Genomic DNA, 25,659 nt, shown 5'->3' on the forward strand with positions numbered 1-25,659 from the left:
GACACCATGCGACTCAAAGGCAAGACGGCCGTCGTGACCGGCGCCGGTTCGGGCTTCGGCGAAGGCATTGCAAAGACTTATGCGCGCGAAGGCGCGAACGTCGTCATCAACGATCTGAACGGCGACGCCGCCGGGCGCGTGGCGAGCGAGATCGCGCTCGCAGGCGGCAAGGCCATCGCCGTGCAGGGGGACATCACGCGCGAAGCCGACTGGCACGCGCTGCACGAAGCGGCCATCGAAGACTTCGGCAGCGTGCAGATCGTCGTCAACAATGCGGGCACCACGCATCGCAACAAGCCCGTGCTCGAAGTGAGCGAAGCGGAGTTCGACCGCGTGTACGCCGTCAACGTGAAGGGCCTCTACTGGAGCGTGCGCGCGTTCGTGCCGCACTTTCGCGAGCACGGCGGCGGCGCATTCGTCAATATCGCGTCGACTGCGGGCATCCGCCCCCGGCCAGGGCTCGTCTGGTACAACGGCAGCAAGGGCGCGATGATCGTGGCCAGCAAGGCGCTCGCCGCCGAGCTGGGCCCCGACCGGATCCGCGTGAACTGCGTGAATCCCGTGATCGGCGATACGGGGCTCACGGCGGAGTTCATGGGCGTGCCCGACACGCCCGAGAACCGCCAGCGCTTCGTCGCGACCATTCCGCTCGGGCGCTTTTCCACGCCGCAGGACGTGGCCAACGCGTGTCTCTATCTCGCCTCGGATGAGGCGGCGTTCATCACCGGCACCTGCATCGAAGTGGATGGCGGGCGCTGCGTGTAGCTGTCGTGGCTGTCGTGGGCGTTCAACAAGCCCTTGACTGATCGGTGTTTTCCCCGAGATTTGCGTGCCGTCGCGCCGCGGCGGCGCGTATAGAATGATCGTGCTTTCGCGTCGAATACCCGCCATCACGAGGCGGCAATACAACAAGCACGACCGATCTGACTTGGAGACACCATGGCCAGTCCAGCGAATCATCTGCCGCAAGCGGGAGCGGGCGCCCCGCCCTCCGCCTTCGAAGAAGCCACCTACCGCAAAGTCGCGTGGCGCCTCATTCCGCTTCTCATGCTGTGTTACGTGGTCGCGTACCTGGACCGCGTCAACGTGGGCTTCGCCAAGCTGCAGATGAGTTCGGCGCTCAATCTCTCCGATGCGGTTTATGGCTTCGGCGCGGGTATTTTCTTCATCGGCTACTTTCTTTTCGAAGTGCCAAGCAATGTGATCCTGCATCGCGTGGGCGCGCGCGTGTGGATCGCGCGCATCATGGTCACGTGGGGCCTCGTCTCCATCCTGACGATGTTCGTGACCACGCCGACCATGTTCTACGTGATGCGCTTTCTGCTCGGCCTGTGCGAAGCGGGCTTCTTCCCCGGCATCATCCTCTATCTCACCTACTGGTATCCGGCGTACCGCCGCGGGCGCGTAACCACGTGGTTCATGACGGCCATTGCGCTGTCGGGCGTGATCGGCGGTCCGGTCTCGGGCTGGATTCTCAAGTCCTTCGACGGCGCAAACGGCTGGCAAGGCTGGCAGTGGCTGTTCCTGCTCGAAGGGCTGCCTTCGGTGATCGTCGGCGTGCTGGTGTTCTTCGTGCTCGATGACCGCATCGGCAAAGCGAAGTGGCTCACGCAGGAAGAGCGCGCGCTGCTCGAACGCAACATCGCCATGGAGGACGCCACCAAGGAAGACCCGCCGCTCATGACCGTGCTCACGAGCGCGCGCGTGCTGGTGATGAGTCTCACCTACTTCTCCTTCGTGATGGGCCTCTACGGCGTGAGCTTCTGGCTGCCGACCATCATCAAGGCGACGGGCGTGAAGGACGCGCTCACGATCGGCCTGCTTTCCGCGATCCCGTTCGCGGCAGCCGTGATCGGCATGGTGCTCTTCGCGAAGAGCGCCGACCGCTCGCGCGAGCGCCGCTGGCACATCGCGGTTCCCGCCGCCATCGGCGCGCTCGGCCTCGTGCTGTCGGTCACATGGGCGCACGACACCACGCTCGCCATGGCGGCGCTCACCATCGCGACCATGGGCATTCTCACCACGCTGCCGCTGTTCTGGAGCCTGCCCACGGCCTGGCTCGCGGGCACAGGCGCGGCGGCTGGCATCGCGCTCATCAACTCGATCGGCAATCTCGCGGGCTTCCTGAGCCCGTATGCGGTGGGCTGGCTCAAGGAGGCCACGAAGGCCAACGATTCGGGCATGTACATGCTCGCGGCGTTCATGGTCCTGGGCGGTTTGCTCGCGCTTTCGGCACCGGCGAAGCTCGTGAACCGCTAAACGCATGACGGCTTCGGCAAAGACAAACGGCCGCCTGTTTTGCAGGCGGCCGTTTGTCCTTTGCGGCTTCGGATTCGTGGCGAGCGTCTTTACACCACGTTCATCGACAGTGCGCTTTCGCGGTAGTGCGACGCCGCCTTCTCGCCGTCGCCTAGCTGCTCGTGCAGGCGCGCGAGCGCGCGATGCGAGCGGATCTTGAGCGGCTCGTTCTGCGTGGCGTCGGCGGACTTGAGCGCGGCTTCGAGGAACGACTGCGCCTTGCCCCACAGCTGCTGCTTCAGGCACAGGCGGCCCAGCGCGAACAGCAGGTCGCCGTCCTCGGGGCGCTCCTTGCGCCACGCTTCGGCCTTCTGGATGAGCGGCAACGCATCGCTGCCCGCCGTGTCCGGATAGCGGCGCAGCAAGCGCGCGTCCCAGTTCTGCGCGAGCGCTTCCTCGACGATCTTGCGCGCGTCGGCCGGGCGTCCGAGCGCGATCAGCAGTTCGGCGGCGCAGTCGGCAAGGCGCGGCGAGTGACGCTCGACGTTCGAGAGCGACTGCCACAGCTCGAGCAGCGCATCGGCGTTGTGACGGCGGTCGCGCAGCAGATTTTCCGCCGCGAGCTGGCGCAGACGCACGGCCACGGCCGGGTGCAACGCCTCGCGCTTTTCCAGCGTCTTCACGAGCTTGAGCACTTCGCTCCAGTTCTTGAGCTGCTGCTGCGCGCGCAGCGCGATCTGTTGCGCGTGGATGCGGCGGCCGCCCTGCGTGCGCATTTCGGTGAGCGCGGCGAGCGCGCCATCGGCGTCGCGGCCGTCGGCGCGCATGTCGGCAGTCGCCATGAGGCGCGCTTCCTGGAGGTCGGGGTCGTCGACCCGGGTGAGCCATTCGTCGCGGCGCGCGTATTCATGCAGCCGATGCGCAGCCGTCGCGGCGATCAGGCCCGCAGCGCTCGTATTCTTCGCGTCGGCGAGCGAATCGCGCGCGGCTTTCTCGGCACGCGAGAAGCGGCCCGCGTAGAGATTGCCCACGGCGTCGCGCAGCGCCGAGTTCGCCTTCTCGGCACGCATGCGCGCGCGGTAGGCGGCCACGCGGCGCGGCATCGTCACGATATTGCGGGCGAAACGCAGGATCGCGTAAAGCAGCAGGAAGGCCACGACGATGCCGACCACGAACAGGTTGAGCGAGACGTCCACGCGATACGGCGGATAGACGAGCAGCACCTGCCCGGTGTCGAAGCGCCCGACGGTCGCGAGTGCGACGGCAATCGCGAAGAGAAGCGCGAGCCAGAGGAGTCCACGGATCGCCATGTCTTACCCCCGGCTCCGGTATTGCTGGATCGCCTTCAGGCTCGTGTCGAGCGTGGGCAGCGCGACGGCGGCCGAGCCGTCGTTCACTTCCTTGAGCAGCCCGCGCACGGTTTGCGTGTCTTTCGAGGCGCCGTCGAAGTAGCGTGCGAGCGCGGCGTCGGCGGCCGCGAGATCGGACTTGAGCGTTTCCTGGTTGCGCGAGAGCAGCGACAGGCGCGCCGACAGCAGACGCAGCTTCAGGTTCTCGCGCACGAAATAGCCTTGATCGGGCGACACCAGCATGGCGTCCGCGTTGTCGATGCGGCGCACCTGCACGAGGCTCGCGATCTGCTTGCCCACACCGTCGACGAACGTGCCGATCCATACCTTCCATTTCGGCTGGTTAGTCGCGGCGGCAAGCTGGTCGATATCGGCGGGTTGCGCAGCCTCCGGCTTCGTATGCGCGACGATCGCCTCGCCCGAAAGCGGCAGCGAGTCGATCTGGCCGAGCGCGGTGTCGAGCTTGATGGCGAGACCCGTGAGGTCCGTGGACGGTGCGGCCTTGAGCTTGTCGATGTCCTGTGCGATCGCCTTGCGCACGGCGATGGCCTGCGCGTTCTCCGAGGCGGCGAGGCGCGTGTCGGCGCTTTGCAGCGCAAAGAGCGCGAGCTGCGTGTTGCCCGTAAGCTGGAGCTGTTCGCTCGCGCTCGAGAGCATCTGGCCGACTTCGGCGAGCGTCCAGTCGTCGCGGCTCTTCGACAGATCGGCGTATTGCTGCGCGAGCGCCTGCTGCGAATTCTGCGCGTCGGCGATCTTGCCTTCGAGCTGGGCGATCTGCTTGTCGATCTGCTGTGCGCCCGCAACGGCCTGGTCGGCGCGCGCGCGCAGCGCGGCGGTCTGCTGCTCGCTCGCCTGCTGGCGTTCAATGGCCTGCATGCCGAGGCTGTCGACCTTGCGATTGAGGAAATAGCCGCCTGCGCCCGAGCCCGCCGCGACCAGCACCACGACGAGCCACAACAGCGCCGTGCCCGCGCCGCGCCGCCCGTTGCCCGCGCCCGGCGGCGGGGTCAGCGGCGCAGAAGACCCTGCGCCCGACGAAGCATACGACGGCCGCGCCGATGCGCCGCCCGATGCCGACGCGCCCGTCGCGACGGCGCCCTGGTTAACTGTGCTGCTCGAGTTGTTCGAATCTGTCATGCGTGGGTTGGCCGGCGCCTGGGCCGGAGTGTTCTGAACCGGTTGAACAACGGAAGAAGCGAGGCCCAGCAGCGTCTCGACGATGCGTTCGTCGCCCGCGCCGGACACCGTAATCCTATCAAAACCCATTGAGCGCGCCGTCTCGGCGATCCGCGGGTGGGGCGCGACGAGCGGCGCGTGACGCAGCTCGACGATCTCGCCCGCCGTGAGGTGCTCGCGCGCGAGTTCGTCGAGGTTGCGCACGCCCTCGGAGCTCGTGACGAGCCACGCGTGCGGCGCGCCTTCGAGCAACCCATGCACCTGGGTCCAGGCGGCGATGGGCGGCTCGGGCACGACGCGGCGGTAGGCCGCCACGGTCTGCACCTCGGCGCCCGCTTCGCGCAGACGCTCGGCGAGCCACTCGCGGCCGCCGTCGCCGCGCACGATCAGGACGCACTTGCCCGCGAAGGCGTCCACGCCGAAGGTCTTTTCGAGCGCGGCGTAGAGCGATTCCGAATCGAAGCGCGCGGGCTCTTCGTCCCCCGTGCCCGCGGGGCTCACCACGCGATGCTCGGGTGCCGCCACGCCGTGCCGCCCGAGTGCGGCCACGCTCGCCGGGCCAACCACGGCCACGGGCAGCGCGGGCGGCCAGATCGACGAGACCGAGCCGTAGCATGCGAACGCGCGATCGACGGCGTTGGGCGAAACGAACACGACCAGCGCGTAGCGTTCGAGCGCGCCGAGCGCAGCGCGCAGCGGCGCTTCGTCGGTCACGGGCGCAATGGCGATGAGCGGGAAGTCGAACGTGCGCATGCCGTGCCGCGCGAGTTGCGCGGCGAGACCATCCGACTGACCAGCCGGCCGGGTAATGACGACGGTGAATGGATTACCGTCGCCATGGCCACCATGGCCGTTATCGCCGCTTGCCGTCGACGCGCGCTGCGCGCCGGTTGAGGCGCCGCCCGGGCCGCCCCACTCGTCGGGCTGGCCTGCGTTGCCGCGCGGTTGCCAGGGGCCGGCCATCATCTGGAGGCCGGGCCTTTGCCCGCGCCGGTTGGGTTGTGGGTGGCGGCGCGCCTGGCGGGCGCCGCATCGGGACCGTCCGCGGCCTGGGCCGCGTCCGCGAGTGCGCGCACGATCTCGAGCGCGCCCTGCGCGATGAGGTCGTCGGCAACGCGGCGGCCGAGCGCCACCGCATCGTCGATCGTGGCCGCCGCGGCGGCCTCCTGCGCGGCGAGCACGCGGCTCGCGTCAGGGGTGGCGATCGTGCCGCGCAGCGCGAGCTTGCCGTCGCGCCACTGCGCATAGGCCGCCAGCGGCACCGTGCAGCTGCCGCCCAGCGCGCGCGAAACCATGCGCTCGGCTTCGACGGCCTTCGTGGTCGCGTCGTCGTGCAGCGGCGCGAGCCATGCGGCGAGATCGGCGCGATCGGCGCGGATCTCGATGCCGAGCGCGCCCTGGCCCGCCGCCGGCAGGCTGTCCTCGGGCTCGATGAGCGCGCGGATACGCGCGCCGAGGCCCAGGCGCTTCAAGCCCGCGGCCGCGAGAATGATGGCCGCGTAGTCGCCGCGGTCGAGCTTGGAAAGGCGCGTGTCGAGATTGCCGCGCAACGGCTTGACGTCGAGATGCGCATAGCGCGCGCGGATCATCGACTCGCGGCGCAGGCTCGACGTGCCCACCACGCTGCCCGCCGGCAGCACGGCGAGCGAGTCGTAGTCGTTGGAGACGAACGCGTCGCGCGGGTCCTCGCGCTCCATGATGGCCGCGAGCGTAAAGCCTTCGGGCAGCTCCATCGGCACGTCCTTGAGCGAGTGCACGGCGAGATCGGCGCGGCCCTCGGCGAGCGCCTGCTCCAGTTCCTTCACGAAAAGACCCTTGCCGCCCACCTTCGAGAGCGTGCGGTCGAGAATTTGATCGCCGCGTGTCGTCATTCCAACAATTTTTACGTCGCAGGCTGGATATAATTTGTGCAGCGCAGCTTGCACATGCTCGGCCTGCCACATCGCGAGGCGGCTCTCCCGCGAAGCGATCACCAGGGTGCGGGGCATGGGCGCGGATAACGTCTCGGAGTTCATGGCAAGGACATCGAATGACGGGATGAAAAGCAGGATCGGATAACAGGCAATGTTAGCACGCGCCCTTTTTACCGCCTCCCCGCAGGGACAGGCCGGCAAGGCGCGGGCGGCGGCAAGGAAGAGACTCGGGCGTTGCAGCGGCGCTTACCGTACCCATCGTAGGCACACTGGCGCGCCTGGCACGTGCGTGGCATGTAGACGGCCCGCGCAGCCCCGGCCATCGCCGCGGCGCCGCTTCGGCTTGCGTCCGCCTTCGCAGCGGCGCACTCTCCAGCAAGGCCTGCACCCGGCGCACCGCCATTGGCGAGCCGCGCCGCCTCTGCATTATCCGCACGGCTCGCACAGGGTGGCACCTTCCACCCTCCCCAGGTTGCACCCGCAGTACACGGCCCGGCACGCGCCGCGGCCGCGCAGTTGGCAGTTCTCCGACTAACCTGCCCATATCCTGGCAAGCCTCAAGGAAAACATCGTGAAGTCTTCAGGCTCGGCGCGCGCAGAGCGCCGCAACACCGCATCGCAGAACGCATCCTCGAAGGCCGCATCGGCCACGCCGTCCACGAAACCGCCGAAGACGACGAAGACCACGAAATCCACGAAATCCACGGCGGCCAAGCCGGCCGCCCAGGCTGCAAAGGCGGCGAAGACGCCGAAGGCCGAGAAAGTGACGAAGGCCACGCGGGCGGCGAAGGCGCCGAAAGCGGGCGCCGGCGCTTCGCGCAATGGCCGCGCGCGCGACGACAAGGACCAGCCGCTCTTCGAAGACATCCGGTACCTGGGCCGCCTGCTCGGCGAGGTGCTGCGCGAGCAGGAAGGCGACGCCGTGTTCGACATCGTGGAAACCATTCGTCAGACCGCCGTGCGCTTTCGCCGCGAAGACGACAACGCCGACGCGCTCGCCCTGGAAAAGCAGCTGCGCGCGCTCTCGCCCGAGCAGACCGTAAGCGTCGTGCGCGCGTTCAGCTACTTCTCGCATCTCGCGAACATCGCTGAAGACCGCCACCGCAACCGCCGCCGCCGCATTCACGACCTCGCGGGGTCGGCGCCGCAGGCGGGCACCATCGCGCATTCGCTCGAACGTCTCGCGCTTGCGGGCGCGGCCGCGACACCGGTGCTCCAGCAGTTTTTCAACGACGCGCTGATCGTCCCCGTGCTCACCGCGCACCCCACGGAAGTGCAGCGCAAGAGCACGCTCGACTCGCAGCACGACATCGCGCGCCTGCTCGCCGAGCGCGACCAGCCGCTCACGCATCGCGAACTCGAGCACAACGAATCGCTCCTGCGCGCGCGCGTGACCTCGCTCTGGCAAACGCGCATGCTGCGCGAGTCGCGCCTGACCGTCGGCGACGAAATCGAAAACGCGCTTTCGTATTACCACACGACCTTCCTCACCGAGATCCCGGCACTCTACGGCGAGATCGAAACGCAGCTGAAAGAGCACGGCCTTTCGGCGCGCCTGCCCGCTTTCTTCCAGATGGGCAGCTGGATCGGCGGCGACCGCGACGGCAACCCGAACGTCACGGCCGCCACGCTCGAAGAAGCGAGCGAGCGCCAGGCGCAGGTGATCCTGCAGCATTACCTCGACGAAGTGCATCGCCTGGGTGCCGAGCTTTCGGTGTCGAACCTGCTCGCGGGCGCAAGCGCCGAGCTGAAGGCGCTGGCCGAAGCCTCGCCCGATCAGTCGCCGCATCGCGTGGACGAGCCGTATCGCCGCGCGCTGATCGGCGTGTACACGCGCCTTGCCGCCAGCGCGCGCGTGCGTCTGGGCGAAGGCGTGGTGGCCGTGCGCAGCGCGGGCCGCAACGCCGCGCCCGTGCGCGCCACGCCCTACGCCGACGCGGACGAATTCTCGCGCGACCTGCATATCCTGATGGATTCGCTCGCCGAGCATCACGGCGCGTCGCTCGCCACCACGCGGCTTGCGCCGCTCATGCGCGCCGTCGACGTGTTCGGCTTCCATCTCGCCTCGATCGATTTGCGCCAGAGCTCGGACATCCACGAAGCCGTGATTGCGGAGCTGCTCGCGCGCGCCGGTGTCGAGGCCGACTACGCGGCGCTGTCCGAAGAGGACAAGCAGATCGTGCTGCTCGCGCAGCTCGCCGATCCGCGCACGCTGCGCTCGCCGTACCTGGACTATTCCGACCTCGTGAAGAGCGAGCTGGGCGTGCTGGAAATGGCGCGCGTGACGCGCGAGAAGTTCGGCGCGCGCGCGGTGCGCAACTACATCATCTCGCACACCGAAACGGTTTCCGACCTGCTCGAAGTGATGCTGCTGCAGAAGGAAACCGGCCTCATGCGCGGGCGCCTCGGCCACGCGGAGGACCCCGCGAAGGCCGCGCTGATGGTGATCCCGCTCTTCGAGACGATTCCCGACTTGCGCCACGCGCCGGGCATCATGCGCGACCTGCTCGCGCTGCCGGGCATCGACGGCATCGTCGAGCACCAGGGCAACGAGCAGGAGATCATGCTCGGCTACTCGGACAGCAACAAGGACGGCGGCTTCCTCACCTCGAACTGGGAGCTGTACCGCGCGGAGCTGGCGCTCGTCGCGCTCTACAAGCAGCGCGGCATCACGCTGCGCCTGTTCCACGGCCGCGGCGGCACGGTGGGCCGTGGAGGCGGCCCGACCTACAACGCGATCCTCTCGCAGCCGCCGGGCACGGTGGAAGGCCAGATCCGCCTCACGGAACAGGGCGAAGTCATCGCGAGCAAGTTCGGCAATCCGGAGATCGGCCGCCGCAACCTCGAAACGGTGATCGCCGCGACCCTCGAAGCGACGCTGCTGCCGATGGGGGGCGCGAGCAACGCGCCCGACGAACTGCCCGCGTTCGAAGAGACGATGCAGCATCTCTCCGACGCCGCGATGGCCGCGTACCGCTCGCTCGTGTACGAGACGCCCGGCTTCACCGACTACTTCTTCGCCTCGACGCCGATCACGGAAATCGCGGAGCTGAACATCGGCAGCCGCCCGGCCTCGCGCAAGCTGCAGGACCCGAAGAACCGCAAGATCGACGATCTGCGCGCGATTCCGTGGGGCTTCTCGTGGGGCCAATGCCGCCTGCTGCTCACGGGCTGGTACGGCTTTGGCAGCGCGGTGGCCTCGTATCTCGACGACGCGGGCAGCGACGCCGAGCGCGCGCGCCGACTTGCGATGTTCAAGAAGATGTACAAGACCTGGCCGTTCTTCTCGAACCTGCTCTCGAACATGGACATGACGCTCGCGAAGACCGACCTCGCGGTGGCCTCGCGCTACGCGCAGCTTGTCGCGGACAAGAAACTGCGCAAGCTCGTGTTCGAGCGCATCGTGGCCGAATGGGAGCGCACGACGAAGGTGCTCGGCGAGATCACGGGCGCAGCCGGTCGGCTGGCCGATAACCCGCTGCTCGCGCGCTCGATCAAGAACCGCTTCCCGTATCTCGATCCTTTGAATCACTTGCAGGTGGAGCTGATCAAACGCTATCGCGCCGGTGACCCGAGCCCGCGCGTGCGGCGCGGTATTCATCTGACGATCAACGGGATTGCGGCGGGGCTGCGCAATACGGGTTGAGCGTTCGCGCTGGGCTGATGTGCAAACGGCGTCGTGACCTCGCGGGCACGACGCCGTTTTTTGTTGCCGCAGCCTGGCTTCAATCGCGCCGCGTCGCCTCGATCATCAGTGCATCGAGCTTGAACGACAAATCGCTCTGCACATCGAAGTATCCACGCACCTCATCCGGCGCGCGCTCCCACATCGAGCGGATCGCGCTCACGCGCTCGGGCGGCGTACGCATGCGCGCGACCCACGAATCGAAATCGAGCGCGATGCGCCAGCGCTCGCTCACCTTCGCATCGAAGCCGGCGGCGTCGAGCATCGCGAGCCACTCGTCGGCGCGGTAGTCGCGGATGTGCGACGCATCGCGCAACAGTTCGATCGCCTGAATATGCGTGTCGTAAAGCGGATCGTCGATGCCCGCGATATCGATGAACTTCAGCCGCCCGCCCGGCTTGAGCACGCGGTGCACTTCGGCCAGTGCGCGCGGCACATCGCGCCAGTGGTGCGCACTCATGCGGCTCACGGCCCAGTTGAAGCTCGCGTCGGCGAACGGCAGCGCTTCCGCCGCGCCCTGCTGCGTGCGCACGGTCGTCAAGCCGCGCTCCTTCGCGGCGGCCTCGACCGTCGCGAGCATCTGCGGAGCAATGTCGTAGGCCACGACTTCGCGCACGTGCGGCGCGACGGCGAAGCTCGCGTGGCCCGCGCCGCAGCCCATGTCCAGCACCGTCGCATTGCCGCAGGTGGCCGCGAAGGTCGCGGCGAGGTTCTCCAGATCCGCGCCGCTCGCGTGGACCTGGCTCGTGAGGTAGGCGGCGGCGGTCGAGCCGAATGCGTCGGCGACCTGATCGTGATGCTTCATCGCATGCTCCTTTTGCGGGTTCTTATGCAGTGCTCTATGTGGGGCGCGAAGCGTCGAGCGCCGCGCGCCGCGGATTCGGCCATCTCCGGGCTGTCTGACGCGGCGGCCCGTCGCTGCGTCAGACGCTACAATAGAGGCCGTTTTGTACCAGTACAAGTTAAGCGATTATTCTGGTATCGCCGCCACCCGCCCCACGCCCAATGAGCCTCGACACGCCTGCCGCCGCCAGCGGCTCCGCCAAAACCCTCGACGCGACGCCCGCCCGCGCGCTCGGCGAATTCATCCGCGCCCATCGCGAGCGGCTTTCGCCCGCGGAGGTCGGCCTGCCGCCGGGCCCGCGCCGCCGCACGCCGGGCCTGCGACGCGAAGAAGTCGCGCAGTTGTGCGGCGTGAGCCCGACCTGGTACACGTGGATCGAGCAGGGGCGCCCCGTCTCGGCCTCGGCGGACGCGCTCGCGCGCATCGCCGTCGCGCTGCGGCTCTCGCGCGCCGAGCGCGCCTATCTGTTCGAGCTGGCCGCGCAGCGCGACCCCGCCGAACCCGATCCGGCCGCCGCCGCGGACGCGCCGGCCACGCTGCTGCAAACGGTGAAGCTCGTGGACGCCCCCGCCTACGTGCTCGACCGCCAGTGGACCGCGCTCGCCTGGAACGCGCATGCGGCGGACCTCTTCACGGGCTGGCTCGACGGCGGGCACGACCGCAACCTGCTGCGCTTCACGTTCACCGAGCCGCTCGGACGCGAGCTGATCCTGGATTGGGAAACGCGCGCGCGGCGCCTCGCCGCCGAGTTCCGCGCCGACTCCATCCGCCACCTGAACGACGCGCCCACGCGCGCGCTGATCGACTCGCTGATCGCCGCGAGCGACGCGTTCGCGCGCTTCTGGGCCTCGCAGGACGTGTTCGAACGCGAGGGCGGCCGGCGCGAGTTCAACCATCCGCGCCACGGCCGCATCGCCTACGACCAGATCACCTTCAAGCCCGCGCACCGCGAAGATCTCAAGCTCGTGGTGCTGGTGCGGCTCTGAGCGGCGCGGTCCGCCTGGCGGCGTTCTGGCAGACCGCCAATGTTAAAATCGGGATCTTTCCCGCCGTGCCTGACGTAATGCACCGCAATGCGCCGCGCGGCACGCCTTCTCACCGCTTGCTCGTTCACGCCCCATCACCATGACGTCCCAACTGCACAAAAAAGGCGAAGCCTGGTCGGCTCGCTTCTCCGAACCCATGTCGGAGCTGGTCAAGCGCTACACGTCGTCGGTCTTCTTCGACAAGCGCCTTGCGCTCGTCGATATCGAGGGCTCGCTCGCGCACGCGTCGATGCTGGCCGCGCAGAAGATCATCTCCGCCGACGACCTCGCCGCCATCCAGGGCGGCATGGCGAAGATCAAGGGCGAGATCGAGCGCGGTGAATTCGAATGGCTGCTCGACCTCGAAGACGTGCACCTGAACATCGAAGCGCGCCTGACCGCCCTGATCGGCGACGCGGGCAAGCGCCTGCACACGGGCCGCTCGCGCAACGACCAGGTCGCGACCGACATCCGCCTGTGGCTGCGCGGCGAGATCGACCGCATCGGCGGGCTGCTCGGCGGCCTGCGCGGCGCGCTGCTCGACCTCGCTGAACAGCACTCGGGCACGATCATGCCCGGCTTCACGCACCTGCAAGTGGCGCAGCCGGTCACCTTCGGCCATCACCTGCTCGCCTACGTGGAAATGTTCACGCGCGATGCCGAGCGCATGGCGGACTGCCGCAAGCGCGTGAACCGTCTGCCGCTCGGCGCGGCGGCGCTCGCGGGCACGAGCTACCCGATCGACCGCTTCGCCGTGGCGAAGACGCTCGGCTTCGACGGCATCTGCGCAAACTCGCTCGACGCCGTTTCCGACCGCGACTTCGCCATCGAATTCACGGCGGCGGCCGCGCTCGTGATGACGCACGTCTCGCGCTTCTCGGAAGAGCTGGTGCTGTGGATGAGCCCGCGCGTGGGCTTCATCGATCTGGCCGACCGCTTCTGCACGGGCTCGTCGATCATGCCGCAAAAGAAGAACCCGGACGTGCCGGAGCTCGCGCGCGGCAAGACCGGCCGCGTGAACGGCCATCTCATGGCGCTCCTCACGCTCATGAAGGGCCAGCCGCTCGCCTACAACAAGGACAACCAGGAAGACAAGGAGCCCCTGTTCGACACGGTCGATACCGTGGCGGACACGCTGCGCATCTTCGCGGAAATGGTCGCGGGCATCACGGTCAAGGAGCAGGCAATGCGCGCGGCGGCGCTGCAAGGCTTCTCGACGGCCACCGATCTGGCCGACTACCTCGTCAAGAAGGGCCTGCCGTTCCGCGACGCGCACGAAGCCGTGGCGCACGCGGTGCGTATCTGCGTGGACCGCAACTGCGATCTCGCCGACCTCACGCTCGACGAGATGCGCCGCGAACTGCCGGCCGTCTCACACCTGCTGGGCGAGGACGTGTTCGAAGTGCTGACGCTCGAAGGCTCGGTTTCGGCGCGCAACCATCCGGGCGGCACCGCGCCCGAGCAGGTGCGTGCGGCCATCGCGGCGGCGCGCGCAGCGCTCAGGTAAGCGCAGCGTAGCGGGCGCAAAGCGCCCGCACCCCCGCCCCATGATCGTCCGCCCGCATCTCCACTGGTTCCGCATGCTGCTCGCGTGGCGCGGTTCCGTGCTGCCGCAGCTTCTGCCGCGCCTTTTCATCGTGCTGGTCCTCTCGATCATCGCAGTGGCCGCGCACGATCACATCCTCAAGCTCACGGTCAACCTGAGCACCGTGCCGTTCTCGCTGATCGGCATTGCGCTCGCGGTGTTTCTCGGCTTTCGCAACAGCGCGAGCTACGACCGCTACTGGGAAGGCCGCAAGCTCTGGGGGCAAATGCTCAACGAGACGCGCTCGCTGGTGCGGCAAGCGCTGACGCTCCCGCGCGGCGGCGACGAAGCCGCAACGCGCGAGCGGGCGCGGGAACTGGCCGGCCTGCTCGCTGCGCTGCCGCACGCGCTGCGCCATCAACTGCGCCATACCGACCCGCGCGCCGATCTCGAGCCCCGCCTGCCGCCCGCACTGTTCGAGCGCGTGATGGCTTCGCGCTACCGCCCGGCCACGCTCATGCTCTGCGCCTCGGAATGGGTCCGGCGCGAGACGCACGAAAGCCGCCTCGACGGCTACGCGGTGCTCGCGTTCGAGCACAATCTCAATGGCATTTCGGATGTGATCGGCGGGTGCGAACGTATCGTCTCCACGCCGCTGCCGTTCGCCTATACGGTGATGATTCATCGCACCGTCTACTTCTTCTGCGCGATGCTGCCGTTCGGTCTCGTCGACAGCATCGGCGGCTTGACGCCGATCTTCGCCGTGTTCGTGGCCTACGCGTTCATGGCCCACGAGGCGATCGCCTCGCAGCTCGAAGACCCGTTCGGCACCGAAGACAACGACCTCGCGCTCAACCTGATGTCGGCGGGCATCGAGGTCGCGTTGCGCGACCTGATGGGCGAGCCCACGTCGCTGCCGGCGCGCGCACCGGAGCAGTTCATCCTCGACTGAAGGCGTAGCCTCAGTGGTTGTTCACCGTTTCGGCGAGGCGCTTCAAGGTCGCCAGGCGCGCGCCTAGCAGATCGAGCCGCGCGTGCTCGTCGATGAGCGGCGTGGTCGCATCGCGATACGCGCGCCAGTCGCCTTGTGCGCGCGAGACCGTAGGCCGCGCGTGCCTCGGCATGCGCGCATAGAGCTGACGGTAGTAGCGATTGAGGTCGTAGCTCACGTGCTCGCAGCGCGCGTCGGCGCTGCAGACGCGCGCCTTCGGCGTGTCGCCGTCGTACGCGGCCGCCTGGTTGCGCAGCGCGAGCGCGCGCTCGCGCACCGGCTGCAGGCGCATGTCCGCCTCGTACAGCTGGTAGGTGCTGCCGCTCGTGGTGGCGAACGCAGCGCCGAGCATGGTGTCCTCGGCGTCGCGCCAGGCCACCCACTTCTGCTGGCTCAGCTGCCAGCGCTTTTGCTGCGCAGCCGGCAACTTCGCGAGCAGTTGCATGAGCGCGGTGTCGGCGGCCTTGCGCCACGCGGTGCGCGCGTCGTCCATGCACTGGATCTGTCCGGCCGTCGTTGACCGGTCCGCGCGCGCGAGACACGTGCGCATGGCCGTGTCGATCGGATCGGCCGCCGCAACCTCGGCGCGCGCTGCCGGCGCCACGGCGAACAGCACCGTGGCCGCGGACAGCCCCGACACCATCGCAGCAAAATAACGCGCTAGCCGCGCCGATGAACCCCCCAACATTCCCCTCCCTCGCGCGTTCAGTCGCGCACGCAATCCACGAAATACTCGATGCGGCCGTTGATGGTCTCGCCCACGAGCCCGTGGATGTCGGTATGGAAGCCCGGGAAGCGCTCGTTGAACTCGCGCGCGAACTTCAGATAATTCACGATCGTCCTGTTAAAGCGCTCGCCCGGAATCAGCAGCGGAATGCCCGGCGGGTACGGCGTGAGCAGGATCGAGGTGACGCGGCCTTCGAGTTCGTCGACAGGCACGCGGTCGATCTCGCGGTGCGCGAGCTTCGCGAACGCGTCCGAGGGCTTCATGGCGGGCTCCATGCTCGAGAGGTACATCTCGGTCGTGAGGCGCGCGATGTCGTTGGCGCGGTAGACGCTGTGGATCTGCTGGCACAGGTCGCGCAGGCCCACGCGCTCGTACATCGGATGCTGCGCGACGAATTCGGGCAGCACGCGCCACAGCGGCTGGTTGTTGTCGTAGTCGTCCTTGAACTGCTGGAGTTCGGTCACCATCGAGTTCCAGCGGCCCTTCGTGATGCCGATCGTGAACATGATGAAGAACGAGTACAGACCCGTCTTCTCGACGATGATGCCGTGCTCGGCCAGGTACTTCGTCACGATCGCGGCCGGAATGCCGGTCTCGCCGAATTCGCCGTCCACGTCCAGACCCGGCGTGACGATGGTCGCCTTGATCGGATCCAGCATGTTGAAGCCTTCCGCCAGCGCGCCGAAGCCGTGCCAGTGATCGTTCGGGCGCAGCATCCAGTCTTCGCGCGAACCGATGCCTTCTTCGGCCAGTTCGTCCGGCCCCCAGACCTGGAAGAACCAGTCGTCGCCGTATTCGGCGTCCACCTTGCGCATGGCGCGGCGGAAGTCGAGCGCTTCGGCGATGGACTCTTCCACCAGTGCCGGGCCGCCCGGGGCTTCCATCATGGCGGCCGCCACGTCGCACGACGCGATGATCGCGTACTGCGGGCTCGTGGACGTATGCATCAGATACGCCTCGTTGAAGCGGTGGCGGTCGAACGCGCTGTCTTGCGAATCCTGCACGACGATCTGCGAAGCCTGCGAGATGCCGGCGAGCAGCTTGTGCGTGGAGTGCGTCGCGAACACCAGCGCCTTGGTGCGCGGACGGCCCGCGCCGATCGCATGCATGTCCTGGTAAAACGCGTGGAATTCGGCGTGCGGCAGCCAGGCTTCGTCGAAGTGCAGCGTGTCGAGCATGTCGCCGAGCAGATCCTTGATCATCTCGACGTTGTAGATCACGCCGTCATAGGTGCTCTGCGTGATCGTGAGAATGCGCGGCTTGACGTTCGGGTTCTTCTCGAGCGCCTCGCGCGCGAACGGATTCGCGAGGATCTTCTTGCGGATGTTTTCCGGCTTGAACTCGTCGCGCGGAATCGGGCCGATGATGCCGAAGTTGTTGCGCGTAGGCGTGAGGAACACGGGAATCGCACCCGTCATCGTGATCGCGTGCAGGATCGACTTGTGGCAGTTGCGGTCCACCAGCACGATGTCGCCGGGCGCGACCGTTGCGTGCCAGACGATCTTGTTCGACGTGGACGTGCCGTTGGTCACGAAGAACACGTGGTCCGCGCTGAAGATGCGCGCCGCGTTGCGCTCCGAGGCCGCGACCGGGCCGGTGTGATCGAGCAGCTGGCCGAGTTCCTCGACCGCGTTGCAGACGTCGGCGCGCAGCATGTTCTCGCCGAAGAACTGGTGGAACATCTGGCCGAGCGGATTCTTCAGGAACGCGACGCCGCCCGAGTGACCCGGGCAGTGCCACGAGTACGAACCTTCGTCGGCGTACTTGACGAGCTCCTTGAAGAACGGCGGCGCCAGCGCGTCGAGATACACGCGCGCTTCGCGAATGACGTGGCGCGCAACGAACTCCGGCGTGTCCTCGAACATGTGGATGAAGCCGTGCAGCTCGCGCAGGATGTCGTTGGGCAGATGGCGCGAGGTGCGCGTCTCGCCGTACAGGAAGATGGGGATGTCCGAGTTGCGCTTGCGCACCGCCTCCATGAACGCGCGCAGCGCGACGATGGCGGGGGCGTGCTCGGGCGCTTCCTCGTCCGAGCCTTCCACGTAGGGCAGCAGCTCGTCGTCGTCGATCGAGAGGATGAAGCACGCCGCGCGGCTCGACTGCTGCGCGAACGACGTGAGGTCGCCGTAGCTCGTCAGCCCGAGGACTTCCGCGCCCTCTTTCTCGATGGCTTCGGCGAGCGCGCGGATGCCGGAACCCGAGATGTTCTCGGAGCGAAAGTCTTCGTCGATGATGACGACGGGAAAACGAAACTTCATGGGCGATTCTCCAAAAGAAACGACCGCTGCATATGACGCGCAGCGGTCCCCGTATGTCGTTGTGTCCGGTGCCAGGATCTGTTGCGTCAGGTCTTCGGCAGGGTGACGCCGTGCTGGCCTTGATACTTGCCGCCGCGATCCGCGTACGAGACCTCGCAGATCTCATCGCTTTCGAAGAACAGCACTTGCGCCACCCCCTCGTTCGCGTAGATTTTCGCAGGCAAAGGTGTCGTATTTGAGAATTCGAGCGTGACGTACCCTTCCCACTCGGGCTCGAACGGCGTGACGTTCACGATGATCCCGCAGCGCGCGTAGGTGGACTTGCCCAGACACACGGTCAGGACGTTGCGCGGAATGCGGAAATACTCGACCGTGCGCGCCAGCGCGAACGAATTCGGCGGGATGATGCAGACGTCGCCCTTGAAGTCCACGAACGACTTTTCGTCGAAGTTCTTCGGGTCGACGATGGTCGAGTTGATGTTCGTGAAGATCTTGAACTCGTCGGCGCAGCGAATATCGTAGCCGTAGCTCGACGTGCCATAGCTCACGATCTTGCGGCCGTCTTCCGACATACGGACCTGATCGCGCACGAACGGCTCGATCATCTTCTGCTCTTCGGCCATGCGCCGGATCCACCTGTCGGACTTGATTGCCATGTTCGCTACTTGATAACGAGAAAATCGGGTCGGGAAAGCATGCGGACGGACCCACCGGGCGGGCGCCGCGTGCGAAAGGCGCCTATTTTACGCGATGTGGATCGGCATGCCTGGAACTGCGTTTCGCGCGGTTGCAAATGCAACGTCCGGCCATGCTCATTGGGCGCGGATCACCCCGCAGGCGAGCGCCGGGCCGGTGCCGCGCTGCGGGTACGCGTAGGGATCGATGGCGTCCCGGTGCACGATCACCGCGCGCTGCAGCACGGAGCGCACGCCGTCGAGCGAGACGTCGGGGGCGACGATAAAGCCCGACGCCACGCCGTTCGAATCCGCATGGATATTGCCGAGATCGCCTTCCACGCGCGCGCCGGCCTTCAGGCGCTCCGCGGCGGGCGCGAACACGGCGCCGGCGCTCGAGGCGTCGGTGGCGTTGCAGTCGCCGCGCTCGTGCACCTGCAAGGCGTGATCGCTATCGGGCTGCAGGCCCGCAAGGTTGTAGCTCACCTGCACGCCGTCCGAGTGTTCGACGAACGAAACCGTGCCGCGCGCCTGACTGCCGACGGTGGGCAGCAGCTGTGCGGCCGCGCGCTTGTCCTGCTGGCCCATGAAGCTCGTGCAGCCCGCCAGCAGCGTGCAGCCGCAAAGCACGACGAGGGCGATCCTCGAGACGACCTGCGCATTCCCCGCTTGCCTGTCGTGTCCTTTATCCATGCGATCCTCTTGCCGGGCGGCGGCCGCCCCGTTGCTGCCGCCATGCCGGACCCGATGAAGCCCACATGATACCGCGCACGCGGCGCGGCGCGCGCCTATCTGTCCCCATGCGCGGGGCGCCGCGAGCGCGGCGGCGCGCGCCGGACATCAGGTGTTCTGCACGACGATGGTCGGGAACTTCGAGGTCATGTCGCGGGCGCGCTCGGCGATCTGGATCGCCACGCGGCGCGCGATCGCGCGATAGATTGCCGCCACCGGCCCCTCGGGTGCGGCCACCACGGTGGGGTTGCCCGAATCGGCCTGCTCGCGAATGGCGATGTCGAGCGGCAGACTGCCGAGCACTTCCACGCCGTATTCCTTCGCCATGCGCTCGCCGCCGCCCGCGCCGAAAATGTGCTCGGCGTGGCCGCAGTTCGAGCAGATGTGCACGGCCATGTTCTCGACGATGCCGAGAATCGGAATGCCCACCTTCTCGAACATCTTGAGGCCCTTCTTCGCGTCGAGCAGCGCGATGTCCTGCGGCGTCGTGACGATCACGGCGCCTGTGACGGGCACGCGCTGCGAGAGCGTGAGCTGGATGTCGCCGGTGCCCGGCGGCATATCGACCACGAGATAGTCGAGCTCGCGCCAGTTGGTCTGACGCAGCAGCTGCTCGAGCGCGGAGGTCGCCATCGGGCCGCGCCAGACCATCGGGTTGTCCTGCTCGATCAGAAAGCCGATCGAGTTGGCCTGGACGCCGTGGCCTTCGAGCGGATTCATCGACTGGCCGTCGGGCGACTCGGGGCGGCCCTCGATGCCGAGCATCATCGGCAGCGAGGGGCCGTAGATATCCGCGTCGAGCACGCCCACCGAAGCGCCTTCGGCCGCGAGCGCGAGCGCGAGATTCACGGCGGTCGTGCTCTTGCCCACGCCGCCCTTGCCCGAGGCCACGGCGACGATATTCTTCACGTTGGGCAGCAGCTTCACGCCGCGTTGGACCGTATGCGCGGTAATCTCGCTTCTGAGCGCGACGCGGCTCGCCTTCACGCCCGGCACGGCGGCAAGCGCCGCTTCGACCTGCGTGCGCACCGCGTCGAACTGGCTCTTCGCCGGATAGCCGAGCACGATCTCGACATCGACCGTATCGGCTTCGACCGTGACGTTGCGCACGCCCTTGGCCATCGTGTAGGGATGGCCCGTATTCGGATCCGTCAAGGCCGCGAGCGCGGTGTCGACCAAAGCCCGATCTATGCTCATTGAAGCTCCGTGGGAAGAATGCCGGTCTGCGTTAGCGCCTGTCCGAGTGAAGACTGCTCGCCTACGCGCCGGAAATCGAAAAAAATTGTTAAGCTGCATTGCGCAAAATTGCCCGACAGGGCACGCTTCGCGGCAGCATCGATTTTGTGTGCCGACCAGGCGGTCTCGAAGCCGCGACCCAGCGGCTTTTCGCCTGGCGGCGCGAACCTCAGGGCGTCATTGTAGTAGCTGCCGCCGCGCGCCGTTCGAAGACCCTGTTCGCATGCGGGGCCGCAAACGCCGCGGGCAGCGTCCGTTCCACTCAAGAAAGGAAAGCAAATGAACACAAGAATTCTGACTCGTCTGTCCGTCTTCGCCGTTGCCGGCGCGCTCGTCGCCGGCTGCGCGACGCAGCAGGGCACCAACACGGCCCTCGGCACCGGTGTCGGCGCGGGCACGGGCGCGGCGATCGGCGCCATCTTCGGCGGCGGCAAGGGCGCGGCAATCGGCGCGGGTGCGGGCGCGCTGGTCGGCGGCATTACCGGCTACAACTGGCAGAACATCAAGAACAGGCTTTCGGGCTCCACCAAGGGCACGGGCACGCAGATCACCGAGCAACCGGACGGCTCGCTCAAGCTCAACATTCCGAGCAACGTGACCTTCGACACCAGCAGCTACGCGATCAAGCCGTCGTTCGCGCCGGTGCTCGACCAGGTCGCGCAGACGCTCCAGCAGAACCCGGAAGTCGTTGCGCAAGTCGTGGGCCACACGGATAACACCGGCCAGCCCGCGTACAACCAGACGCTGTCGGCCAACCGCGCGCAGAGCGTGGTGAATTACCTCGCCTCGCGCGGCATCCAGATGCAGCGCATGTCGGCCGAAGGCCGCGGCGACACCCAGCCGATCGCCGACAACAGCACGGAAGCCGGCCGCGCCGCGAACCGCCGCGTGGAAATCTATCTGCGCGCCACGGCGCAGCACCAGGGCGGCTAAGCCAGCGACTGCGCAGTAAAAACAGCGACACATCGACGGGACGGCCATCATGCCGTCCCGTTTGCAATTCGGGCGGCCTGAAGACGCGCCCCGAATCCCTTGCTGGACAGCCATCGGACGCCCTCTTCAAAACGCCTGCAGAGAATCGAAAAAATTTTCGAACTCTCGGGAAAGCGTGCTGTCTGTCTTTACGGTACGTGTGCGGCAACGCCGCCGCGTCACCATTCTCCTCTTGTCGTTGTTGCTCCGGGGCCATTCTTGCCCCGGTTTTTTTTGACCCCGATTTGTGCAACACAGCATGGCCGTTGCCCGCGCAGCCCGCGCTCGCTCGAGGCACTGCGCATGCGAGCGTCCACCGACTCCCCGAACGGCGGTGCGCCTGCCCTGCTAAAATCGCGCTTTCCCCCCGCAACATCGGACTTCCCCTCACTTATGTCAGCACCCGCCACCGACCTCGCAGCAGCCGGCGCGCATGCCAATCAAAGCGGCCGCCGCCAGATTCTCGTTACGTCTGCTCTGCCGTATGCCAACGGTCAGATCCACATCGGCCACCTGGTCGAGTACATCCAGACGGACATCTGGGTTCGCGCGCTGCGAATGCATGGCCACGAGGTCTACTACGTCGGTGCCGACGACACGCACGGCACGCCCGTCATGCTGCGCGCGGAAAAGGAAGGCCTCACGCCGCAGCAGCTGATCGCCCGCGTGTGGCAGGAGCACAAGCGCGACTTCGACAGCTTCGGCGTGTCGTTCGACAATTACTACTCGACGGACTCCGAAGAGAACCGCGTGCTCTCCGAGTCGGTGTATCTGGCGCTCAAGGAAGCGGGCTTCATCGAGACGCGCGACATCGAGCAGGCCTACGACCCGGTCAAGAACATGTTCCTGCCGGACCGCTTCATCAAGGGCGAGTGCCCGAAGTGCGGCGCGAAGGATCAATATGGCGACAGTTGCGAAGTGTGCGGCTCGACCTACGCGCCGACCGACCTGAAGAATCCGTACTCGGTGGTCTCGGGCGCAACCCCCATCCGCAAGACCTCGACGCACTATTTCTTCCGGCTCTCCGATGCGCGCTGTGAAGACTTCCTGCGCGGCTGGGTGAGCGGCCTCGCGCAACCGGAAGCGACCAACAAGATGCGCGAGTGGCTGGGCGAATCGGGCGAATCGAAGCTCGCCGACTGGGACATCTCGCGCGACGCACCCTACTTCGGCTTCGAGATTCCGAGCGCGCCCGGCAAGTACTTCTACGTGTGGCTCGACGCGCCGGTCGGCTATTACGCGAGCTTCAAGAACCTGTGCGAGAAGCGCGGGCTCGATTTCGAGGCATGGGTGAAGGCCGGCTCGAAGACCGAGCAGTACCACTTCATCGGCAAGGACATCCTGTATTTCCATACGCTGTTCTGGCCGGCCATGCTGCAGTTCTCGGGCCACCGCACGCCGACCAACGTCTTCGCGCACGGCTTTTTGACCGTGGACGGCGCGAAGATGTCGAAGTCGCGCGGCACGTTCATTACGGCGCAAAGCTATGTGGACACGGGACTGAATCCAGAGTGGCTGCGCTACTACTTCGCCGCGAAGCTCAACAGCACGATGGAAGACCTCGACCTGAACCTCGAAGACTTCCAGGCGCGCGTGAACAGCGACCTCGTCGGCAAGTACATCAACATCGCGAGCCGCGCGGCGGGCTTCCTGATCAAGCGCTTCGACGGCCGCGTGCAGGACAGCGCGATGCATCATCCGCTGCTCGAGCAACTGCGCGCCGCCATTGCGCAAATCGCTGCGCACTACGAAGCACGTGAATACAGCCGCGCACTGCGCCAGACGATGGAGCTCGCCGACGCCGTGAACGGTTACGTCGATACGGCCAAGCCGTGGGAGCAGGCCAGGGATCCGGCCAACCCGGTGGCGCTGCACGAGACCTGTAGCGTGAGCCTCGAAGCGTTCCGCCTGCTTTCGCTCGCCTTGAAGCCGGTGCTGCCCGCGCTCGCAGAAGGCGTCGAACAGTTCCTGGCAATCGAACCGCTGACCTGGGCCGATGCAGGCAAGGCGCTCTCGTCGCAGCAACCGATCAACGCCTACAGGCACCTCATGACGCGCGTCGATCCGAAGCAGATCGAAGCGCTGCTCGCCGCCAATCGCGATTCGCTGCAGGCAACCGAAGCGCCTGCCGCCGCGGCTGCGGAGGCAACCAGGAAGTCGAAGGCTGCCAGGGAAGCGAAGAAACCGGCCGCAGACGAAACGCCGGAAGTCATCTCCATCGACGACTTCGCGAAAATCGACCTGCGCGTGGCGCTGATCGTCGACTGCAACATCGTCGAAGGTTCGGACAAGCTGCTGCAGCTCACGCTCGACGTGGGAGAGGAAAAGACGCGCAATGTGTTCTCCGGTATCCGTTCGGCGTACAAGCCGGAAGACCTCAAGGGCAAGCTCACGGTGATGGTCGCGAACCTCGCACCGCGCAAGATGAAGTTCGGCATGTCCGAAGGCATGGTGCTCGCGGCTTCTGCCGCCGATGAGAAGGCCGAGCCGGGCCTGTACATCCTCGAACCGCATAGCGGCGCGAAACCGGGCATGCGGGTCAGGTAAAGACCGCTCGCTTGCCGATGTCGTAACGCCCCTTACGAGGGTAATGCCGTTCAGTTAAGCCTGAACGGCATTTTTTGTTTGTGCGGCAGGAAGTGGTGATAAACGACGCGCCGAGCTGTTAACCTGGCGCAGCGATGCTATCCAGCCACCTGACTTTTCTGCCTGACGCACAGCAACCGGCCGATCTGGGTCGGCTGGCCGAGCATCTGCCTTCTGGGGTGCCCGAAGTTACCTCGCCTGCTTCTGCGCAGGTCTTGTCAGGTTGTCCGCGAAGCGACGAATCAAGCCGCCCTTCCCAGCCAAATTGGGGCCAGATTCACGTGCGCAAGTAGACTGCTCAGAGCAGCGGCAAACCGTAACGGATGCGCCGCGCGTTGTCCTATCTTCACATCTATTAAGAACCGAACATATGAAATGATAAAAGGCCGCTAGCGTGCGCATCAAAATATAAAATCAAAAACCGAAGATCGCGCCGATTGAATCGCAGCCACGTAAGCCGACGCGTGGAGGCTTTATGGACTTTCTTAAGTACATCACTAACCCGTATGCGCTTATCGCATATGCGTTGTTGATTGCGTATTCACTTGCCAAAGGTCAACGAGTTCTGGCCTATTTCTCGTTTGCACTCGCCGCAATCGCCGCATTGGCGATGCTGTTCCGCGTTGTTGTCCCAGCCCCGGTCAATCCGGCTCAAGCCGCTACCCAGCCTGCACCCCGCCCACCACCTTCCGTAATGGCTCCCGCCGTAGCTTTCGAAGACGGTGATGGATTTAAATTCCAGTATCCGAACGAGCTTTTTAGTTTCACCAAAATGCCTGGCTTCAAAGAGGGTTCGGGATATAACGCCACCTCCGCATTCGAGGGTGGCAGCTTTTCAGTTTGGAAGAAGGAAACCAGCCCTGAGTCCACTAGCAAAATTTTGGAAATTTGGCGTGCCTCCTGCCTCCAAGGAACCGATCCCTATAAAGTTATAAAATCCGATTGGGTGGTGCTATCGTGCGTTGAAGCAACGTCACCTGACACCATTCTGTATCGAGAACAGATCAAGGGCAGCGACTACGATGCGCTCTTTATCCTCTCTTATCCAGCTAAGGACAGAGTCTATTGGGATCAAGTCGCCACGCTGATTGAATCTACATTCAGCCTCAAATGACAGACTGGCCCGTCTACGCTTTCGCGAGCAATCCGCACTGCCCTTGGATGGCGAAGGGTACGCGTTGGCCGCTTCAGGTCCAATCCGGGGATGAGCGCGACCAGGATTCCCTACAGGTGACAGCCGATTAATAACAGACCGAGCACGCAAAGGGCGGCGCTCAAAAAGATCGAAGCCACGATAACGGCGGGTAGCGGAATCATGTTGATTAAGCGAATTCTTACATGACTCCATGTTATGCCCGTTGACTTTCCGGTACTGTCAACAAGTGTCAGAGACGCCATGTCAGCCTTCGTGTCCGCGCCAAAGGTTGTACAGTCACGCCCACAACAAACTGCGCGGCCGTCTACATCGCTTCTTCACACACGGAGCAAGCTACCGCCCCCGAGGCGAGCCCAGCAAGCTACCGCCGAAAGTATTGCGTGACGACGGGCTTCGCGACCGCCTGCGCAAGAAACTCGACCGCACTGGACAGATTCACGCCGCCACAAATAAAAAACACCCACAAGTGACTACGAAGTCGGGTCTGAAAAATTCGAAGGGCCCTGTGCAGCAAGGATTTGAAGCCGAAAGTGGTTGATGCATTTGCAGGATCCTGGCAGATTATGGGGAGT

The 25,659-nt window shown here is 66.0% G+C and carries 20 protein-coding genes; 9 read left to right on the plus strand and 11 right to left on the minus strand.

The genetic code is table 11. From position 1 onward, the window contains the following. Positions 1–6 precede the first annotated feature (6 nt). Positions 7–765 carry an SDR family oxidoreductase gene (locus tag C7411_RS35290; RefSeq protein ID WP_110388765.1) on the plus strand — a complete coding sequence of 253 codons (759 nt, stop codon included), beginning with the start codon at positions 7–9 and terminating at the stop codon, positions 763–765. Positions 766–939: 174 nt separating this feature from the next. Beyond that, the gene (locus C7411_RS35295; RefSeq protein ID WP_110388766.1) at positions 940–2,259 is read left to right on the plus strand and encodes an MFS transporter; all 1,320 of its coding nucleotides are present in this window, start codon (positions 940–942) and stop codon (positions 2,257–2,259) included. A gap of 89 nt (positions 2,260–2,348) precedes the next feature. Here the strand turns inward: C7411_RS35295 and C7411_RS35300 are convergent, their stop codons facing one another. The 4 genes from C7411_RS35300 to C7411_RS38520 form a co-directional block, all read right to left on the minus strand. After that, positions 2,349–3,548 (minus strand): heme biosynthesis protein HemY, encoded by a 1,200-nt coding sequence (locus C7411_RS35300; RefSeq protein ID WP_110388767.1) that lies wholly within the window; start codon positions 3,546–3,548, stop codon positions 2,349–2,351. Positions 3,549–3,551: 3 nt separating this feature from the next. Beyond that, the gene (hemDX, locus tag C7411_RS35305) at positions 3,552–5,726 is read right to left on the minus strand and encodes a fused uroporphyrinogen-III synthase HemD/membrane protein HemX (protein WP_110388768.1); all 2,175 of its coding nucleotides are present in this window, start codon (positions 5,724–5,726) and stop codon (positions 3,552–3,554) included. Then, a complete protein-coding gene (gene hemC, locus C7411_RS35310) occupies positions 5,726–6,778 on the minus strand; it encodes a hydroxymethylbilane synthase (RefSeq protein ID WP_110388769.1) in 1,053 nt (350 codons plus the stop codon). Before hemC ends, hemDX begins: the two co-directional genes overlap by 1 nt. Before the next feature lie 429 nt (positions 6,779–7,207). Continuing rightward, positions 7,208–7,453, minus strand: coding sequence for a hypothetical protein (locus C7411_RS38520; protein WP_243413454.1), 246 nt, complete (start codon positions 7,451–7,453; stop codon positions 7,208–7,210). Here C7411_RS38520 and ppc point away from each other — a divergent pair. After that, positions 7,440–10,322, plus strand: coding sequence for a phosphoenolpyruvate carboxylase (ppc, locus tag C7411_RS35315; RefSeq protein WP_243413455.1), 2,883 nt, complete (start codon positions 7,440–7,442; stop codon positions 10,320–10,322). The genes C7411_RS38520 and ppc overlap by 14 nt on opposite strands. A 79-nt stretch (positions 10,323–10,401) precedes the next feature. On the opposite strand, the gene C7411_RS35320 is transcribed toward ppc, so the two are convergent. Next, complete coding sequence (locus C7411_RS35320; protein ID WP_258365453.1) at positions 10,402–11,196, minus strand: class I SAM-dependent methyltransferase; 795 nt, start codon at positions 11,194–11,196, stop codon at positions 10,402–10,404. A 170-nt stretch (positions 11,197–11,366) separates the two neighbouring features. On the opposite strand from C7411_RS35320, the gene C7411_RS35325 reads away from it, so the two are divergent. The 3 genes from C7411_RS35325 to C7411_RS35335 all read left to right on the plus strand — a co-directional run bounded on the left by C7411_RS35325 (position 11,367) and on the right by C7411_RS35335 (position 14,707). Then, positions 11,367–12,191 (plus strand): helix-turn-helix transcriptional regulator, encoded by an 825-nt coding sequence (locus C7411_RS35325; RefSeq protein ID WP_110388772.1) that lies wholly within the window; start codon positions 11,367–11,369, stop codon positions 12,189–12,191. Positions 12,192–12,330: 139 nt separating this feature from the next. Next, the gene (gene argH, locus C7411_RS35330) at positions 12,331–13,737 is read left to right on the plus strand and encodes an argininosuccinate lyase (protein ID WP_110388773.1); all 1,407 of its coding nucleotides are present in this window, start codon (positions 12,331–12,333) and stop codon (positions 13,735–13,737) included. Between the two features lie 40 nt (positions 13,738–13,777). Next, positions 13,778–14,707 (plus strand): bestrophin family protein, encoded by a 930-nt coding sequence (locus tag C7411_RS35335; protein ID WP_110388774.1) that lies wholly within the window; start codon positions 13,778–13,780, stop codon positions 14,705–14,707. Between the two features lie 10 nt (positions 14,708–14,717). Here C7411_RS35335 and C7411_RS35340 read toward each other — a convergent pair whose 3' ends face one another. The 5 genes from C7411_RS35340 to apbC form a co-directional block, all read right to left on the minus strand. Continuing rightward, the gene (locus C7411_RS35340; RefSeq protein WP_243413456.1) at positions 14,718–15,434 is read right to left on the minus strand and encodes a lysozyme inhibitor LprI family protein; all 717 of its coding nucleotides are present in this window, start codon (positions 15,432–15,434) and stop codon (positions 14,718–14,720) included. Between the two features lie 17 nt (positions 15,435–15,451). Further along, the gene (locus C7411_RS35345; RefSeq protein ID WP_110388776.1) at positions 15,452–17,731 is read right to left on the minus strand and encodes an arginine/lysine/ornithine decarboxylase; all 2,280 of its coding nucleotides are present in this window, start codon (positions 17,729–17,731) and stop codon (positions 15,452–15,454) included. A gap of 86 nt (positions 17,732–17,817) precedes the next feature. Then, entirely contained in the window at positions 17,818–18,387 is a 570-nt protein-coding gene (dcd, locus tag C7411_RS35350; RefSeq protein ID WP_110388777.1) for a dCTP deaminase, read from the minus strand. Positions 18,388–18,543: 156 nt separating this feature from the next. After that, positions 18,544–19,098, minus strand: a complete 555-nt coding sequence (locus C7411_RS35355) for a superoxide dismutase family protein (RefSeq protein ID WP_110388778.1) — start codon at positions 19,096–19,098, stop codon at positions 18,544–18,546. Positions 19,099–19,245: 147 nt separating this feature from the next. Continuing rightward, positions 19,246–20,334 (minus strand): iron-sulfur cluster carrier protein ApbC, encoded by a 1,089-nt coding sequence (gene apbC / locus C7411_RS35360; RefSeq protein WP_110388779.1) that lies wholly within the window; start codon positions 20,332–20,334, stop codon positions 19,246–19,248. 318 nt (positions 20,335–20,652) lie between these two features. On the opposite strand from apbC, the gene C7411_RS35365 reads away from it, so the two are divergent. The 3 genes from C7411_RS35365 to C7411_RS35380 all read left to right on the plus strand — a co-directional run bounded on the left by C7411_RS35365 (position 20,653) and on the right by C7411_RS35380 (position 25,045). Beyond that, on the plus strand, positions 20,653–21,306 hold the full coding sequence (locus C7411_RS35365; RefSeq protein WP_110388780.1) for a YiaD family glycine zipper/OmpA-like lipoprotein: 654 nt from the start codon (positions 20,653–20,655) through the stop codon (positions 21,304–21,306). A 432-nt stretch (positions 21,307–21,738) separates the two neighbouring features. Further along, positions 21,739–23,892: a methionine--tRNA ligase gene (gene metG / locus C7411_RS35370; RefSeq protein WP_110388781.1), complete on the plus strand. Its 2,154-nt coding sequence runs from the start codon at positions 21,739–21,741 to the stop codon at positions 23,890–23,892. Positions 23,893–24,406: 514 nt separating this feature from the next. Further along, entirely contained in the window at positions 24,407–25,045 is a 639-nt protein-coding gene (locus tag C7411_RS35380) for a hypothetical protein (RefSeq protein ID WP_110388783.1), read from the plus strand. Between the two features lie 403 nt (positions 25,046–25,448). Here C7411_RS35380 and C7411_RS37920 read toward each other — a convergent pair. After that, positions 25,449–25,659: hypothetical protein (locus C7411_RS37920; protein WP_207786585.1), on the minus strand; the 211-nt coding region annotated here is incomplete at its 5' end.

The sequence above is a fragment of the Paraburkholderia silvatlantica genome (genome assembly GCF_003096715.1).
Lineage (GTDB): Bacteria > Pseudomonadota > Gammaproteobacteria > Burkholderiales > Burkholderiaceae > Paraburkholderia > Paraburkholderia silvatlantica.

Bases quoted from the DNA above. Each gene is read 5' to 3' on its own strand.
- C7411_RS35290 (WP_110388765.1), top strand. From the start codon at position 7: ATGCGACTCAAAGGCAAGACGGCCGTCGTGACCGGCGCCGGTTCGGGC.
- C7411_RS35295 (WP_110388766.1), top strand. From the start codon at position 940: ATGGCCAGTCCAGCGAATCATCTGCCGCAAGCGGGAGCGGGCGCCCCG.
- C7411_RS35300 (WP_110388767.1), bottom strand. From the start codon at position 3,548: ATGGCGATCCGTGGACTCCTCTGGCTCGCGCTTCTCTTCGCGATTGCC.
- hemDX (WP_110388768.1), bottom strand. From the start codon at position 5,726: ATGGCCGGCCCCTGGCAACCGCGCGGCAACGCAGGCCAGCCCGACGAG.
- hemC (WP_110388769.1), bottom strand. From the start codon at position 6,778: ATGAACTCCGAGACGTTATCCGCGCCCATGCCCCGCACCCTGGTGATC.
- C7411_RS35325 (WP_110388772.1), top strand. From the start codon at position 11,367: ATGAGCCTCGACACGCCTGCCGCCGCCAGCGGCTCCGCCAAAACCCTC.
- argH (WP_110388773.1), top strand. From the start codon at position 12,331: ATGACGTCCCAACTGCACAAAAAAGGCGAAGCCTGGTCGGCTCGCTTC.
- C7411_RS35335 (WP_110388774.1), top strand. From the start codon at position 13,778: ATGATCGTCCGCCCGCATCTCCACTGGTTCCGCATGCTGCTCGCGTGG.
- C7411_RS35340 (WP_243413456.1), bottom strand. From the start codon at position 15,434: ATGTTGGGGGGTTCATCGGCGCGGCTAGCGCGTTATTTTGCTGCGATG.
- C7411_RS35345 (WP_110388776.1), bottom strand. From the start codon at position 17,731: ATGAAGTTTCGTTTTCCCGTCGTCATCATCGACGAAGACTTTCGCTCC.
- dcd (WP_110388777.1), bottom strand. From the start codon at position 18,387: ATGGCAATCAAGTCCGACAGGTGGATCCGGCGCATGGCCGAAGAGCAG.
- C7411_RS35355 (WP_110388778.1), bottom strand. From the start codon at position 19,098: ATGGATAAAGGACACGACAGGCAAGCGGGGAATGCGCAGGTCGTCTCG.
- apbC (WP_110388779.1), bottom strand. From the start codon at position 20,334: ATGAGCATAGATCGGGCTTTGGTCGACACCGCGCTCGCGGCCTTGACG.
- C7411_RS35365 (WP_110388780.1), top strand. From the start codon at position 20,653: ATGAACACAAGAATTCTGACTCGTCTGTCCGTCTTCGCCGTTGCCGGC.
- metG (WP_110388781.1), top strand. From the start codon at position 21,739: ATGTCAGCACCCGCCACCGACCTCGCAGCAGCCGGCGCGCATGCCAAT.
- C7411_RS35380 (WP_110388783.1), top strand. From the start codon at position 24,407: ATGGACTTTCTTAAGTACATCACTAACCCGTATGCGCTTATCGCATAT.